13 protein-coding genes are annotated in these 14,606 nt (G+C 65.3%); 9 read left to right on the plus strand and 4 right to left on the minus strand.

Annotated features, from left to right (window positions below):
- Positions 1-8 precede the first annotated feature (8 nt).
- The 3 genes from QW887_RS01580 to QW887_RS01590 all read right to left on the minus strand — a co-directional run bounded on the left by QW887_RS01580 (position 9) and on the right by QW887_RS01590 (position 4,642).
- A complete protein-coding gene (locus QW887_RS01580) occupies positions 9-3,230 on the minus strand; it encodes an efflux RND transporter permease subunit (protein ID WP_316170374.1) in 3,222 nt (1,073 codons plus the stop codon).
- On the minus strand, positions 3,227-4,216 hold the full coding sequence (locus tag QW887_RS01585; RefSeq protein WP_316194096.1) for an efflux RND transporter periplasmic adaptor subunit: 990 nt from the start codon (positions 4,214-4,216) through the stop codon (positions 3,227-3,229). Before QW887_RS01585 ends, QW887_RS01580 begins: the two co-directional genes overlap by 4 nt.
- 126 nt (positions 4,217-4,342) lie before the next feature.
- Positions 4,343-4,642, minus strand: coding sequence for a metalloregulator ArsR/SmtB family transcription factor (locus QW887_RS01590; protein ID WP_315827472.1), 300 nt, complete (start codon positions 4,640-4,642; stop codon positions 4,343-4,345).
- Positions 4,643-4,762: 120 nt separating this feature from the next.
- Between QW887_RS01590 and QW887_RS01595 the strand changes: the two genes are divergently transcribed.
- The 5 genes from QW887_RS01595 to QW887_RS01615 all read left to right on the plus strand — a co-directional run bounded on the left by QW887_RS01595 (position 4,763) and on the right by QW887_RS01615 (position 8,637).
- Positions 4,763-6,049 carry an FAD/NAD(P)-binding oxidoreductase gene (locus QW887_RS01595; protein WP_315712541.1) on the plus strand — a complete coding sequence of 429 codons (1,287 nt, stop codon included), beginning with the start codon at positions 4,763-4,765 and terminating at the stop codon, positions 6,047-6,049.
- Positions 6,046-6,486 (plus strand): thioredoxin TrxC, encoded by a 441-nt coding sequence (gene trxC / locus QW887_RS01600; protein ID WP_315749863.1) that lies wholly within the window; start codon positions 6,046-6,048, stop codon positions 6,484-6,486. The genes QW887_RS01595 and trxC overlap by 4 nt, the downstream gene beginning before the upstream one ends.
- Positions 6,487-6,547: 61 nt before the next feature.
- Positions 6,548-6,751 carry a DUF2892 domain-containing protein gene (locus QW887_RS01605; protein ID WP_409998615.1) on the plus strand — a complete coding sequence of 68 codons (204 nt, stop codon included), beginning with the start codon at positions 6,548-6,550 and terminating at the stop codon, positions 6,749-6,751.
- A gap of 37 nt (positions 6,752-6,788) precedes the next feature.
- On the plus strand, positions 6,789-8,234 hold the full coding sequence (gene ccoG / locus QW887_RS01610; RefSeq protein WP_315712537.1) for a cytochrome c oxidase accessory protein CcoG: 1,446 nt from the start codon (positions 6,789-6,791) through the stop codon (positions 8,232-8,234).
- A gap of 196 nt (positions 8,235-8,430) precedes the next feature.
- Positions 8,431-8,637: a hypothetical protein gene (locus QW887_RS01615; RefSeq protein ID WP_315712536.1), complete on the plus strand. Its 207-nt coding sequence runs from the start codon at positions 8,431-8,433 to the stop codon at positions 8,635-8,637.
- Between the two features lie 22 nt (positions 8,638-8,659).
- Here the strand turns inward: QW887_RS01615 and QW887_RS01620 are convergent, their stop codons facing one another.
- Entirely contained in the window at positions 8,660-9,298 is a 639-nt protein-coding gene (locus QW887_RS01620; protein ID WP_315712535.1) for a helix-turn-helix domain-containing protein, read from the minus strand.
- A gap of 264 nt (positions 9,299-9,562) precedes the next feature.
- On the opposite strand from QW887_RS01620, the gene QW887_RS01625 reads away from it, so the two are divergent.
- The 4 genes from QW887_RS01625 to QW887_RS01640 are packed head-to-tail and all read left to right on the plus strand — an operon-like array spanning position 9,563 to position 14,600.
- Positions 9,563-10,423 (plus strand): xanthine dehydrogenase family protein subunit M, encoded by an 861-nt coding sequence (locus tag QW887_RS01625; RefSeq protein WP_315712652.1) that lies wholly within the window; start codon positions 9,563-9,565, stop codon positions 10,421-10,423.
- The gene (locus QW887_RS01630; RefSeq protein ID WP_316164653.1) at positions 10,420-10,953 is read left to right on the plus strand and encodes a (2Fe-2S)-binding protein; all 534 of its coding nucleotides are present in this window, start codon (positions 10,420-10,422) and stop codon (positions 10,951-10,953) included. Before QW887_RS01625 ends, QW887_RS01630 begins: the two co-directional genes overlap by 4 nt.
- On the plus strand, positions 10,950-13,325 hold the full coding sequence (locus QW887_RS01635) for a xanthine dehydrogenase family protein molybdopterin-binding subunit (protein WP_315749868.1): 2,376 nt from the start codon (positions 10,950-10,952) through the stop codon (positions 13,323-13,325). Before QW887_RS01630 ends, QW887_RS01635 begins: the two co-directional genes overlap by 4 nt.
- Before the next feature lie 24 nt (positions 13,326-13,349).
- Positions 13,350-14,600, plus strand: coding sequence for an ABC transporter substrate-binding protein (locus QW887_RS01640; RefSeq protein WP_315712532.1), 1,251 nt, complete (start codon positions 13,350-13,352; stop codon positions 14,598-14,600).
- The last annotated feature ends 6 nt before the right edge of the window (positions 14,601-14,606 follow it).

A 14,606-nucleotide genomic window follows, 5' to 3' on the forward strand; every position in this document is an offset into this window, starting at 1 on the left:
GATAGCTCCTACGACATCTTCGTGGTGGGTTTGCCGGGCTCGCGCAGTGCGATGTAGATCGCGGGGATCACGAGTACGGTGAGCAGGGTGGAGGAGGCCAGGCCGAACAGCAGCGAGATCGCCAGCCCCTGGAAGATCGGGTCGAGCAGGATCGTCGCAGCACCGATCATCGCCGCGAGCGCCGTCAGCAGGATCGGCTTGAAGCGCACGGCGCCGGCCTCCAACACGACGTCGCGCAGGGTCTTGCCCTCGCCGCCACTGTGCCGGATGAAGTCGACCAGCAGTATCGAGTTGCGGACGATGATGCCGGCCAGAGCAATGAAGCCGATCATCGACGTCGCCGTGAACGGCGCGCCCAGCAACCAGTGGCCGAGCAGGATGCCGATCAGGGTCAGCGGGATCGGCGTCAGGATCACCAGCGGCAGCCGGAAGCTCTTGAACTGCGCCACGACCAGAACGTAGATGCCGAGGATGGCCGCGCCGAATGCGGCGCCCATGTCGCGGAAGGTCACGTAGGTGATCTCCCATTCGCCATCCCACAGCAGCGTCGGACGGGACTCGTCCTTGGGCTGGCCGTGGAAGCCGATCACGGGCTTCGGCAGCTTGCCCCAGTCATGGGCGTCGATCCGGTCGGCGACCGCGAGCATGCCGTAGAGCGGGGCCTCGAAGCGGCCGGCGAGTTCTGCCATCACCATGTCGGCAAAGCGGCCGTCGCGGCGGAAGATCATCGGCGACCCCTCTTCCATGGTGGCCTTCACGACTTGGCCGAGTTCGACGACGGTCTTGCTGCCGGGCACCGTGTTGGCGGGCACCGGCGTCGAGGCCAGGGCCTGGCTCCAGCTCTTGTCGTGCTTCGGCAGACGCACGGCGATCTCGATCGGATTGCGGTCTTCGCCGCGATGCGAGTAGCCGACCGAGACGCCGCCGAACAGCGTCTGGATCGTGTCGTAGACGTCGCGCTGCTCGACACCGAAGAACTCGAGACTGTCCTGGTCGATCGACAGTCGCAGACGCGGCCGTCGCTGACCGATGGAATCGTCGATGTCGACGATGAAGGGAACGTCGGCGAAGACCTTCTTGAGTTCGGTGGTGACGGCGCGCCGGGTCGCCGCGTCCGGACCGTAGATCTCCGCCAGCAGGGTGGCGAGCACCGGAGGCCCGGGCGGCACTTCGACCACCTTGATGCTGGTGCCGGCCGGCACAGGGATGCTCTTCAGCCGCTGGCGCAGCTCGAGCGCGATGTCGTGGCTCGCGCGCTTGCGGTCGCCGCGCGCGGCGAGATTGACCTGGAGCTCGCCGAGCTCGGGCCGCTCCCGCAGATAGTAGTGCCTCACGAGACCGTTGAAGTTGAACGGGGCCGCCGTGCCGGCATAGCTCTGCACGGTCGTGATCTCCGGCAGCCCATGCGCAATGTCGGCGGCCGCGAACAGCGTGCGCTCGGTATCCTCCAGGCTCGCGCCTTCGGGCAGATCGACCATCACCGCGATCTCCGACTTGTTGTCGAACGGCAGCAGCTTGACGGTGACGGACTTGGTGGCGAACAGCGTCATCGACAGCAAGGTGGCGATGCCGACGCCGAGCAGGAAGATCCAGGCGGAGCGCTTGCTGGCGACGATCGGGCGCGCGACGCTGCGGTAGATGCGTCCGAGACGGCCTTCGCCATGCGCGTCATGAGAGTCCGCCGAGGCGCTGGTGGACCTCGGCGCCAGCCGCAGCATCAGCCACGGCGCCACCACCATGGCGACGAAAAACGAGAACAGCATCGCCGCCGAGGCGTTGGCCGGGATCGGCGCCATGTAGGGGCCCATCAGTCCCGACACGAACAGCATCGGCAGCAGGGCGGCGACCACGGTCAAGGTCGCGACAACGGTGGGGTTGCCGACTTCGGCGACCGCCTCGATGGTGGCCTGCAGGCGCGGCCGGCCGTCATGCATGCCCCAATGGCGCGCGATATTCTCGACCACGACGATGGCGTCGTCGACCAGGATGCCGATCGAGAAGATCAGGGCAAACAAGCTGACCCGGTTGATCGTGTAGCCCATCAGATTGGCGGCGAACATCGTCAGCAGGATCGTGGTCGGAATCACCACGAAGGTGACGAGGGCTTCGCGCCAGCCAATGGCGACAGCAATCAGCACGACGATCGAGATCGTGGCGAGGCCGAGATGGAACAGCAGCTCGTTGGCCTTCTCGTTGGCGGTCTCGCCGTAGTCGCGCGTCACCGTGACTGCGACGTCGCTCGGAATGAGACTGGCCTTCAGCCCTTCGAGGCGCTGCGCGATGTCGTGAGACACCACCACGGCATTGGCGCCGGCGCGCTTGGCGAGCGCAAGACTCACCGCCGGCACCCGGTGCCAGTCGCCCTTGTCGGTGCGGGCGTCGTCCCAGACGCGATGCTCTGCGAGGTTGGGCCCGATGACGACGGTGGCGACGTCGCGCACATAGACGGGACGGCCGTCGCGCGTCGAGATCAGCAGCAGGCCGATGTCCGGGATGCCCGTGAGCGTCTGGCCCGCGGCGACGTTGCGCACGATACCGCCGTCGCGAACGTCTCCGGCCAGGAACGAGCGGTTCGCGTCCTTCACCTTGGCGACGAGCTGCTGCAGGGTGACGCCGAACAGCGACAGCTTTTCCGGATCGGGCTCGACCCGGATCTGCTGGGCGCCGCCGCCGGAGATATAGGTCAGGCCGATATTGTCGACCTTGGTCAGCTCCGCACGCAGCTTGTCGGCGAGCTCGTAGAGGTCCTTGTCCGACCAGCGCCCGGCGGCCTCCGGCCTCGGCGACAGCGTCAGCACGGTGACGGCGACGTCGTTGATGCCGCGGCCGACGATCAGCGGCTCGGGAATGCCGACGGGGATGCGGTCGAGGTTGGCGCGTAGCTTCTCGTGGACGCGCAGGATCGCGTCCTCGAACTTGGTCCCCACCAGGAACCGCGCGGTGACCATGACACGGTCGTCCTCGGTCTGGCTGTAGACGTGTTCGACGCCATCGATCGCCTTGACGATGGTCTCCAGCGGCTTGGTCACGAGCTCGACGCCGTCAGGCGCACGCAGGCCGTCGGCGTTGACGCGGATGTCGACCATCGGCACGCTGATCTGCGGCTCTTCCTCGCGCGGGATCACGACGACGGCGATGAGGCCGACCACGAGCGCCGCGAGCAGGAACAGCGGCGTCAGCGGCGAGGCGATGGTCGCCTGGGTAAGCTTGCCTGAGAGTCCGAGTTTCACGGCTGCACCAACTGGTCGCCGGCGCGCAGGCCGGACAGGATTTCGAGTCCATCGGGGAGATTGGCGCTCGGCAGAGCGCGGCCGCGCTGCACCGGAACGCTCACCTTCTGCGTCCCTTGCTGCAACTGGACATAATCGATGCCGAACCGCGTTGTGACGTAGCGCTGCGGGATCACGTAGGCATCGCGTTGGCCGCCGGAGATCCAGACCCGGAGCCGGTCGCCGACGAAATACTGGCCGAGACCGGAGACGATCGCGTCGGCCACGACACGGCCTTCCTCGATCTGCGGATAGACCAGGTCGATCACCCCCCATTTGTCGGCGCTGTCGCCGAACTCGGCACCGTCGACCCGGACCTTGTCGCCGGCCTTGAGAAAGAGAGCGTGGCGCTCGGGCACGCGCAGTCGCAGCTTGAAGTTCTGCTGCGCCACCGTGACCACGGGATCTCCGGGCAGAACCACAGATCCGACGGCAACCAACTTCTTCAACACGCGGCCGTCATCGGGAGCCAGCACCTGGCCCTCAGTCATCTGCTGGTTGACCACGGCACGCTCGGCGGTCTTAGCCCGCAGCCCGTTCTCGGCGACGTTCAGCGCCGTGCGCGTCTCGTCGAGCTTGATGCGGGGCAGGGTGCCGCGCTCGACGAGGCCCTCGGTGCGGGTGAAGTCGATCTGCGCCTGGTTCGCTTGCGCCTGCAGCGCTTCGATCTGGGCGTCGAGCGATTTGATCTGCAGGGCCAGTTTGTCGTCGCCGATCAAGGCGATGGGCTGGCCGCGCCTGACTGGGTCGCCTTCGCGCACCGAAAGCTGCACGATGGTGCCGCCGATGCGGCCGCGGGCAGGGACCACGCTGATGCTCTCCACCGTCGCGAACACCGCCTTCTCGTCGGCGACCTGCCGCGGCGCCACCGTCAGCGTCTCCGCAAGGGCCGGTGCTGCCTGCCACGCCATCGCGGCGATCAAGCTCAGGACCGATAATCTGCGCATCAGCCTATTCCTGTCTGGTTTGATTCGATTTGTGAGGTTCGGGCGAGCCGTCCGCAGCCGGCTGCAGACATCTCACCTGGATGGGAGTTCCCGTTTGATATCGGTCAAGATGCCGGTCCGGCATCCTCATAGTCTCGGTGACGGTCTCGGCCCGCAGTACACCTGATAGAGCGTCTTGAGGACCTCGCGGGCCGGATCGCTTGTGATCGAATAGTAGATCGTCTGCCCCTCGCGCCTGGCGGTGACCAGGCCGTCCTTGCGCAGGAGCGCCAGGTGCTGCGACACGGTCGAATCGCGCAGGCCGAGAAACTCGGCGAGTTCTCCGACCGACCGCTCGTCGTCGACCAGCTGGCAGATGATCAGGAGGCGATGGCGGTTCGACAGCGCCTTCAGCAGGTCGCTGGCCTGGTCCGCCGCCGCCTCCATGATGTCAGCGTTAATTTTCATAGTTGCGTATATACAGATATTCGAATATATAGTCAAGGCCGGCGGCGGCGCCGCGGTGACATGAAGCAAGAATGAATCAAGTGCGGATGGAGGATCCCAATGGCGGAAATCGTGGTGATCGGGGCGGGGCTGAGCGGCTCGCTGATGGCTTATGAAATGTTGCCGCAACTGAGGAAGGAGGATCGCGTGACCGTCGTCTCGCAGGGCTCCTCCTATCATTTCGTGCCATCCAACCCCTGGGTGGCCGTGGGCTGGCGCAAGCGCGACGAGATCGAGATCGATCTGGTCGACGTCATGCAGCGCAAGGGCATCCGGCTGCTGACGCAGGGCGCCAAGCGCGTGCATCCGGCCGAGAACCAGGTCGAGCTGACGGACGGCGGCATGGTGGCATACGATTATCTCGTCGTCGCCACCGGTCCCGAACTCGCCTTCGACGAAATCCCGGGGCTTGGACCCGATGGGCATACGCAATCCGTGTGCCACGTCGACCACGCCGCTCATGCCAAGGCGGCCTTTGACAGGCTCGCCGAGAAACCCGGGCCGGTGATCGTCGGTGCGGTACAGGGCGCTTCATGCTTCGGCCCCGCTTACGAATTCCTGTTCATCCTGGAAACCGAGCTGCGCCGGCGCAAGATGCGCGATCAGGTGCCGATGACCTTCGTGACCTCCGAGCCCTATATCGGCCATCTCGGCCTCGACGGCGTCGGCGACACCAAGGGTCTGCTGGAAAGCGAGATGCGCGAAAAGCACATCAAGTGGATCACCAGCGCGCGCGTCACCAAGGTCGAGGATGGCCGCATGTTCGTGGAGGAGGTCGCCGACGACGGCACCGTCCGCAAGACGCACGAGCTACCGTTTGCCTATTCGATGATGCTGCCCGCCTTTCGCGGCGTGGGAGCCGTCCGCGGCATCGACAAGCTCACCAATCCCCGCGGCTTCGTCGTCGTGGACAAGCATCAGCGTAATCCGACCTTCCCCAACGTGTTTGCCATCGGCGTCTGCGTTGCGATTCCGCCGATCGGGCCGACGCCGGTGCCGGTCGGCGTGCCCAAGACCGGCTTCATGATCGAATCGATGGTGACGGCGACGGCCTTGAACATCGGGGCGCTGCTGCGCGGCCAGGAGCCAAAAGCCGAGCCGACCTGGAACGCGATCTGTCTTGCCGATTTCGGTGATTCCGGCGTCGCCTTCCTGGCCCAGCCGCAGATCCCGCCGCGCAACGTCAACTGGTCGTCGAAGGGAGAGTGGGTGCACTACGCCAAGGTCGCCTTCGAGAAGTACTTCCTGCGCAAGATGAGGCGCGGGACGCCCGAGCCGTTCTACGAAAAGTTCCTGCTCGACCGGCTCAACATCGCCAAGATCAAGGAAGTCAGGACCGGCACATGAGCAACGGTTTGCAGATCGTGTGCGGCCATTGCGGGCAGATCAACCGTCTGCCCGCGGACCGCGCGCCGACGCAGGGGAAATGCGGCAAGTGTCATACGCCGCTGTTCAGCGGCCATCCGATCGAGGTCGACCAGGCCGCGTTCGAACGCCATGTCGCGCACAGCAGTCTGCCGCTGCTCGTCGACGTCTGGGCGCCGTGGTGCGGCCCGTGCCGTGCGATGGCGCCGATGTTCGCGCGCGCTGCGCAAGAGCTGGAGCCGCGTGTGCAGCTTCTGAAGCTGAACTCGGACGAGGCGCCGGAGGTGTCGGCGCGGTTCGGCATCTCCGGAATTCCGACCATGCTGCTGCTGCAGCAGGGGCGGGAGCTGGCGCGAATCTCGGGTGCGATGGACTCGCAACGAATCGTCGCCTGGACACTGTCCGGCCTGCGGCAGTAGCCGTACGGCCGGGCCGGCACTTGCTTGATTACGCTCAAATGCAACCATGAAGGAGTATGTCATGAACGTCGACAAAGCAGTTCTCACCTTCGCGGGCGTCGTCGTCCTGCTCAGCCTGACGCTGGGCTGGTACGTCAGTCCCTACTGGTTCTTGCTGGCGGGCTTTGCGGGCGTGAACATGATCCAGGCCTCGTTCACGGGCTTCTGCCCGGCGGCGATCGTCTTCAAGAAGCTGGGGCTCAAAAGCGGCAACGCGTTCTCCTGAATCGGTCGGAAGGACGGCAAGATGAAGCGGGGATATCATGGCTGACTCGGACGAAACCTATATCGTCGGGCCGCTCTACAAGGCGCGCGACAAGGTCTATCCGGCGGCCGTGCACGGCCGCTTCCGGCGCATCAAGTGGACGATCCTGTGCATCACGCTCGGCATCTACTACCTGCTGCCCTTCGTCCGCTGGGATCGCGGACCCGGCATGCCGAACCAGGCGGTGCTGGTCGATTTCCCGCATCGCCGGTTCTACTTCTTCTTCATCGAGCTGTGGCCGCAGGAGGTCTACTACTTCACCGGGCTGCTCATCATCGCGGCGGTCGCCCTGTTCCTGATGAACGCGGTCGCCGGCCGGCTGTGGTGCGGCTATCTCTGTCCGCAGACGGTGTGGACCGACCTGTTCTACGCCGTCGAGCGCTGGGCCGAGGGCGACCGCCGTGAGCGCATGCTCAGCGACAAGCGCGGCTGGACCTTCACCCACATCCGCCAGGCCGCGCTGAAGCATTTCCTCTGGATCATGATCGGCTGGTGGACCGGTGGCGCCTGGGTGCTGTATTTCGACGATGCGCCGACCCTGGTGAAGGACCTCGCCACCTTCCAGGCGCCGTTCACCGCCTATCTCTGGATCGGCATCCTGACGGCGACGACCTATGTGTTCGCCGGCCACGCTCGCGAGCAGGTCTGCATCTACATGTGCCCGTGGCCGCGCATCCAGGCGGCGCTGACCGACGAGTGGGCGCTCAACGTCACCTACAAGGGCGACCGCGGCGAGCCGCGCATGTCGGTCAAGAAGGCGGAAGCCGCACGGCTGCAGGGCGCACCCGCCGGGGATTGCATCGACTGCCATCAATGCGTCAACGTCTGCCCGACCGGCGTCGACATCCGCCACGGCATCCAGCTCGGCTGCATCCAGTGCAGCCTGTGCATCGATGCCTGCGACAGCGTGATGACCCAGATCGGCCGTCCGACGGGCCTCATCGGTTACGACACCGACATCAACGTCCAGCGCCGCAAGGAAGGCAAGCCCGAGATCTACCGGATCATCCGACCGCGCACGATCATCTATGCGACCTTCATCGCGATCGTCGGCGGGATCATGCTGTACTCGCTGGTGACGCGCGGCACGATGGGCATCAACGTGCTGCATGAACGTAACCCGCTGTTCGTGCAGTTGTCGGATGGCGGCGTCCGCAACGACTACACGGTCCGTCTGCTCAACAAGCGCGGGCCGCGCGACTTCGTGCTGGACGTCGTGGGGCTTCCGAACGCCAAGGTGACGGTGGCCGGCGAGACGCGCGAGCAGGACGGTCGTATGGTGATCGACGTCGGCCAGGATCAGACCCGCGAGATCCGCATGTCGATCGAGGCCAAGGGGGCCGACCTGCCTTCCGCGCCGGTCGACATCGAGATCAAGATCACGGATCCGGCGACCGGGACGTCGGTCAGCAAGCGCGATCACTTCGTTCCGGGGACACGATAGAGCAGCGTCGTTCGATCGCCGACTGTAAGGCGTCGGCGACATTCTGTCGGCTCATCGGGATTGATCGAGGGAGGACCGGTCGCTCCTCCCTCGATTGCTGAGTCCGGTTGTTCCAAATCAATGCCGGCTCGAAGCCGCAGGCAGAGCATTCTCGCGTCAAGGGATCGGAAGCTTTCCTACTGACGGAGAAAGACAGATGTTCAAGGTCGCAATTCTCATCTGGGTCATGCTGGGCACCGTGCTTGCAGGCAGCGCGGTGACGGCATTGTTGACGGTGCAGGGGCTGGTTGCGAGTCCAATGAAGGACCTGCCGTTGGCGGCGCTGGTCGGATTCGTCGTCGCGATGCCGCTGTCCTATCTCGTCGCCGCGAAGATCAAGGGCGGGCGCGGCCGGACGGCGTGACGGTCATCGACGACGGGCCGGATCATCGTGCTGGTCCGGCCTGATCGTCGCGCAGGAGCCGAGGGAGCGCCAGCTTGGCGCCGTCCATGAAGAGGTCGATCGCATCACGCACGGTCTGCTCGAGATCTGATGGAACCGGTGTCTCGTAGATGAACTTTCGGATCGCGAGATAGAAGATGCGTCCGTGCAGTCCCCAGAACATCTCCGTCTCGCGGCTGCCGAGAGGGCAGGTGGCGGCGTCTGGCAGCTGCAGTTCATGCCGCAGCTCGATCGCGGCAGGCTCGATGATCTCGTGCCGGACGAGGTCGAGATAGCGGCCGGTGATGCCGAACGACTTCATGCCGGAGAACACGAAGATCCGCACCCAGTTGTATTCGAACACGCGTGCCACGTAGTCGAGATAGAAGCCGGTCAGTCGCGCCTTGAGTGGAAGGCTGCGATCGCGGACCAGCGGGCCCCAGTCCTGCGACCAGCGGCTGAGATAGACCTCCTGATAGACGCGCTCGATCAGGGCTTCCTTGCTGGGGAAGTGCCGGTAGATCACCGAATGCGCGATGCCCATGCGCTTGGCGAGCTCTCGCGTCTGGCCTTCGAAGCCGCGCTCGGCGAAAAAGCGGATCGCTTCATCCACGATCACGCGCTCGCGGTCGGCTGCGCGCATGTTGCGGCGCCTCGCCTGAGGACGGTTCTCGGACCTGCGCGGGCGTCCATCAACTCGGCCTGTTGTCTCAGCGCTCGCTGTCTTCGGGGTCCTAGCCATGGTCTCTATCGATTGCGGCGACAGCCTGCTTGATAGCCGAAAGCTGATTTGTGACCAATCGTTCGTTTCTGGTTGACCGCGGTGCCGCTGCGTGCAACTCTTTTGAGACCAGATGGTCACAAATTTGGGAATCCGGGCTGGCGAGCCCTGGCGGTGAGGAAACGGATGAAAGCGAGGGCTTTCAGCTATTTTCGTGCACACACGATCGGCGAGGCGCTCGAAGCTCATGCGGGCGCGGGCGACGATGTGCGCTTCATTGCTGGTGGTCAGAGCCTGGTTCCGGCGCTGGCGTTGCGTCTTCAGGCCCCGCGAATTCTGATCGATATCAACCACATTGCAGAGCTGCGCGGCATCACGCGGGACGGCGAATGGTTGCGGATCGGCGCCTTGACCCGGCACTGCGAGATGCTGACCGATCCGCTGATCGCTGAGTTTGCGCCGCTGTTGCGCGCCGCAGCGCCGTTCGTTGCGCATCCTGCCATCCGCAATCGCGGGACCTTTGGCGGCAGTGTCGCGCTGGCCGACCCAGCCTCCGAGTTTCCGGCGATGGTGCTGGCGCTCGACGCCGAGATTGAGATTGCCGGCGCGTCCGGCCGGCGCCGCGTCAAAGCCGATGACTTCTTCATCGATCTTTTCGAGACGGCGATCGCGCCCGGCGAGATCCTCGTCGCGGTTCATGTTCCTCTCTTCCAAGCCGGCCAGCGCATTGCGTTCGATGAGCTGGCCCGCCGGCGCGGCGACTATGCACTGGTCGGTTGCGGCCTGCTCGCGACCTGCCAGGGCGATCTGATCGAGCGCATAGGCATTTCATTCTTTTCGGTCGGCGACGTCCCGACCCGTGCGAGGCATGCGGAGACAGCGCTCACCGGCAACCGGATCGATGCTGCACGGATTGCGGCGGCGCAGGCTGCGCTCGACGCCGATCTCGCGCCCGCTGACAGCGACGATGTTCCGGCGGCGATGCGTCTGCATCTGGCGCGCGTTCTGCTCGGCCGGCTGCTGGGACGGATCGGAGAAGCCGCATGAGCCCGCCGGTCGACATCGAGACCGAGGAGCAGGTCCGCATTCGCCTCATCGTCAACGGCCGCAAGGTGGCGTGTGACGTCGCGCCTCGCGACACGCTGGTGGATTGTCTTCGCCAGCAGCTCGAGCTGACCGGCACGCATGCCGGTTGCGAGATGGGGGCCTGCGGCGCCTGCCTGGTTCAGCTCGACGGCGCTGCCGTGCATGGCTGCCTGATGTTCGCCGTGCAGGCCGATGGCGCGCGGATCGATACGATCGAGGGGCTCTCGGAGAGCGGCGTGATCGCCGACCTGCAAGCCGAGTTTCATCGGCGCAATGCGCTGCAATGCGGGTTCTGCACGCCGGGCATGCTGATCACCGCTCATGAGCTGCTGACCCACGTGGCACGGCCGAGTCGCGAGACCATTCGCGACGCGCTCTCGGGCAATTTCTGCCGCTGCACCGGATATGAAGCGATCGTCGACGCCATCGCCGCGGTCGCCGCGGCACGGGCAGCAACGGCATCGCAGGGCGCGGAGGGCTCGTCGCCATGAGCCCGCCGCTGACGTCGCTGGACCGCCCGAATTCCTATATCGGCCGCTCCGTGCCGCGACCGAATGCGAAGCGGCTGCTCGCCGGACGCGGGCGCTATGTGACCGACATTCGCCTGCCGCGCATGCTGTATGCCGCCTTCCTGCGCACCCCGTATGCTCATGCACGGATCACCGGCATCGAGGTCGATGCGGCGCGGGCGCTTGCGGGCGTGCATCTGGTTGCGACCGGCGCCGATCTGGCGAAGATCTGCACACCGTGGACCGGGACGCTCGATCATTTCAAGGGCATGATGTCCGAGCCGCAGCTGCCGTTGCCATTGGATCGCGTCGTCTGGGCTGGGCAGGCCGTGATTGCCGTGGTCGCCGAGAGCAGGGCGATCGCGGAGGATGCGCTGGAGCTGATCTCGGTCGACTACGAGGAGCTGCCGGCGGTGGTCGATCTCGACGCCGCGCGTCGGCCGGGGATGCCGCTGGTCAATCCGGTTGCGGCGTCCAACATCTGTTTCCGCACGCAGCTCGACAGCGGCCGCGTCGATGAGGCCTTCGCGTCGGCCGCGCATGTGATCGAGGAAGAATTCAGCTTCGGCCGTCATACCCCGGTCACGCTCGAGCCGCGGGCCATCGTCGCGGACTATGATTCCGAGAGCGGCGCGCTGACGGTGCACCACGCCACGCAGACGCCCTACCAGTTCCAGGATCTGTACGCTCGCCACTACGGCATCCCGGAAGCCAGCGTGCGCGTGATCGCGCCCGATATCGGCGGGTCGTTCGGCATGAAGCTGCATGTCTACCACGAGGACATGGCGGTTGTCGGGCTGTCGATCCTGCTCGGGCGCCCGGTCAAATACGTCGCCGATCGCATCGAGTCCTTCGTGTCGGATATTCATGCCCGCGATCACCACGTCCGCGCGCGCATGGCCGTCGACGCCGACGGCAAGATCCTTGCCATGGACGTCCACGATGCCACGGCGATCGGCGCGTTCTCGACCTATCCGCGCACCAGCGTCGTCGAAGGCAATCAGGTCATCCGCCTGATCGGTGCGCCGTATGATTTCAAATCCTACCGCGCCGCGCTCGAGGTCGTGTTCCAGAACAAGGTGCAGACCAGCCAGTATCGCGCGGTTGGACATCCCATCGCCTGCGCGGTCACCGAGCGCATGGTGGATCTCGCTGCTGCCCGCGTCGGGCTCGATCCATTCGCGATGCGCGCCAGGAACGTGATTGTCGACAGCGCCTATCCGACGGCATCGCCGACCGGCTACAGGTTCGAGGCGCTGTCGCACGAAGTCTGCCTGCGGCGGCTGCGCGGGATCATGGACTATGACGCGCTCCGCGCCGAGCAGGCCGAGCTGCGTCGGCGCGGCATCTATCGCGGCATCGGCATTGCGACCTTCGTCGAGATCACCAACCCGAGCCCTGCGTTCTACGGCGTCGGCGGCGCGCGCATTTCCTCGCAGGATGGCGCGACCGTCAGCCTGACGCCGTCGGGCGAGGTGCGCTGTGCGATCTCCGTGACCGAGCAGGGCCAGGGCACCGAGGCGATCATCAGCCAGATCGTCGCCGACCAGCTTGGTCTCGCCCAGGAGCGTGTCAAGATCATCACCGGCGATACCGAGGTCACGCCGCATGGTGGTGCGACCTGGGCCTGCCGCGGTGCAGGCATCGGCGGCGAGACGGCGCTGCAGGCCGCGCGAAAGCTCAAGGCGAACATTCTGGAGATCGCCGCGCTGGTGCTGCAGGAGCAGCCTGCTGCGCTCGACGTCATCGATGGCCAGATCGTCAGTGTCGCGACGGGGCAGCCGCGTCTGCCGGTCGCTGAGATCGCGCGCATCGCCTATTTCCGGTCCGACACCTTGCCACCGGGCACTCAGGCGCAACTGACGGTCAGCCATCATTTCGCGCCGCAGGGCTACCCCTTTGCCTTCACTAATGGCATCCAGGGCAGCTACCTTGAAGTCGATGTCGAAACCGGCTTCATCAAGCTGCTGAAGCACTATGTCGTCGAGGATTGCGGCCGCATCATCAATCCGATGCTGGTCGACGAGCAGTTGCGCGGCGGTGTCGTACAGGGTCTTGGCGCTGCGCTGTTCGAGGAATGCCGTTACAGTGAGACCGGCCAATTGCTCAACGGATCGCTGGCCGACTATCTGGTGCCGATGGCGATGGAGATGCCAGACATTACCATCGATCACGTCGAGACGCCGACGGCGGACACCATTCTCGGCGCAAAGGGCTGCGGCGAGGCCGGCACCGCGGCCGCGTCGGCCTGTGTGCTGAATGCGGTCAATGATGCGCTGATGCCCTTCGGCGCCTCCATCAACACCATTCCGATCACGCCAGCGCGCGTGCTCAAGACGCTCAATCGATACTAAGAAAACAAGGTGAGGGAGGACATCATGCAAGTCTACGAGACGAAGTTGCGACGCGCAGGAATATCCCGCCGCACGGCGCTGATGGGGATGTCGGCAGGTGTCGCCACGCTCGCGATGCCGCGCCTGGGGCGTGCCGCCGATGACACCATCCGCATCGGCTTTCCGACGCCGCTGACCGGTCCGTTCGCCGCCGAGGCGCGTGACCAGGTCAAGTGCGCCGAACTCGCCGTCAAGCTGGTCAACGACAAAGGCGGCGTCGCCGGCCGCAAGGTCGAACTGCTTGTGCGCGACGACAAGCTCAACGCCGGCGAGGCGGCGACGCGGACGCTCGAGCTGATCGAGAAGGACAAGGTGCACGCTATCGTCGGCGCGCTCTCCAGCGCCGTCCAGCTTGCCGTCAACGAGGTGACGCGCGCTCGCGGCGTGATCTACGTGTCGATCAGCCAGTCCGACACCATCAACGAGGTCAAGGATTTCAGCAAATACACCTTCCACGAGGCGCTGAACCCGCACATGACCACGGCCGCCGTGGCGCGGCAGACCATCAAGAAGGGCATGAAGGTCGCCCACCTCGTGGCCGACTATGCCTATGGCCATGAGATGCTGCGCGGCTTCAAGCGGGCGCAGACGGCGATCGGTGCCGAGAGCGTCGGCGAGATCCTGCATCCGTTCGGTGCGGCCGACTATTCGACCTTCATGCCGCGGCTGATGTCGCTGCGGCCGGACGTGCTGTGCATCAGCAATTTCGGCCGCGACCAGGCCAACGCGATCAAGCAGGCGGTGGATTTCGGCATCAAGCAGCAGATGAAGATCGTGGTGCCGGTGATCCTACACAATCAGCGCCTCGCCGTCGGGCCCGACGTGTTCGAGGGCGTCGTCGGCGGCGCCAACTATTATTGGGGTCTTGAGACACAGAACAAGACCGCGGCCGAGTTCAACAAGGCGTTCCGGGCCGCCAATGGCGGCGCGATCCCGACCGACTACGGCGCCTATGGCTACTCCGGCGTCGGCTCGCTGCTGCAGGCGATGCAGGCCGCCGGTGGCACCGACACCGACAAGGTCATCGCGGTGCTGGAGGGGCTGCAATACGATCTGACCAAGGGCCCGCAGCATTACCGCAAATGCGACCACCAGTCGGTGCAGTCGGTGCTTGTGCTGGAATCCAAGAAGAAGTCGGCGATGGCGAGCGAGAACGACCTGTTCGCGATCGTGGCCAGCGATCCCGGGGCGGACGAGATGCTGCGCAGCTGCGGCGAACTCGGCCACGCCACCTGATCCTGA

This window comes from Bradyrhizobium sp. SZCCHNRI3052, assembly GCF_032484895.1.
Classification (GTDB): Bacteria; Pseudomonadota; Alphaproteobacteria; order Rhizobiales; family Xanthobacteraceae; genus Bradyrhizobium.

Coding starts and splice junctions, on each gene's coding strand:
- QW887_RS01585 (WP_316194096.1), bottom strand. CDS start 4,216: ATGCGCAGATTATCGGTCCTGAGCTTGATCGCCGCGATGGCGTGGCAG.
- QW887_RS01590 (WP_315827472.1), bottom strand. CDS start 4,642: ATGGAGGCGGCGGCGGACCAGGCCAGCGACCTGCTGAAGGCGCTGTCG.
- QW887_RS01595 (WP_315712541.1), top strand. CDS start 4,763: ATGGCGGAAATCGTGGTGATCGGGGCGGGGCTGAGCGGCTCGCTGATG.
- trxC (WP_315749863.1), top strand. CDS start 6,046: ATGAGCAACGGTTTGCAGATCGTGTGCGGCCATTGCGGGCAGATCAAC.
- QW887_RS01605 (WP_409998615.1), top strand. CDS start 6,548: ATGAACGTCGACAAAGCAGTTCTCACCTTCGCGGGCGTCGTCGTCCTG.
- ccoG (WP_315712537.1), top strand. CDS start 6,789: ATGGCTGACTCGGACGAAACCTATATCGTCGGGCCGCTCTACAAGGCG.
- QW887_RS01615 (WP_315712536.1), top strand. CDS start 8,431: ATGTTCAAGGTCGCAATTCTCATCTGGGTCATGCTGGGCACCGTGCTT.
- QW887_RS01620 (WP_315712535.1), bottom strand. CDS start 9,298: ATGCGCGCAGCCGACCGCGAGCGCGTGATCGTGGATGAAGCGATCCGC.
- QW887_RS01625 (WP_315712652.1), top strand. CDS start 9,563: ATGAAAGCGAGGGCTTTCAGCTATTTTCGTGCACACACGATCGGCGAG.
- QW887_RS01630 (WP_316164653.1), top strand. CDS start 10,420: ATGAGCCCGCCGGTCGACATCGAGACCGAGGAGCAGGTCCGCATTCGC.
- QW887_RS01635 (WP_315749868.1), top strand. CDS start 10,950: ATGAGCCCGCCGCTGACGTCGCTGGACCGCCCGAATTCCTATATCGGC.
- QW887_RS01640 (WP_315712532.1), top strand. CDS start 13,350: ATGCAAGTCTACGAGACGAAGTTGCGACGCGCAGGAATATCCCGCCGC.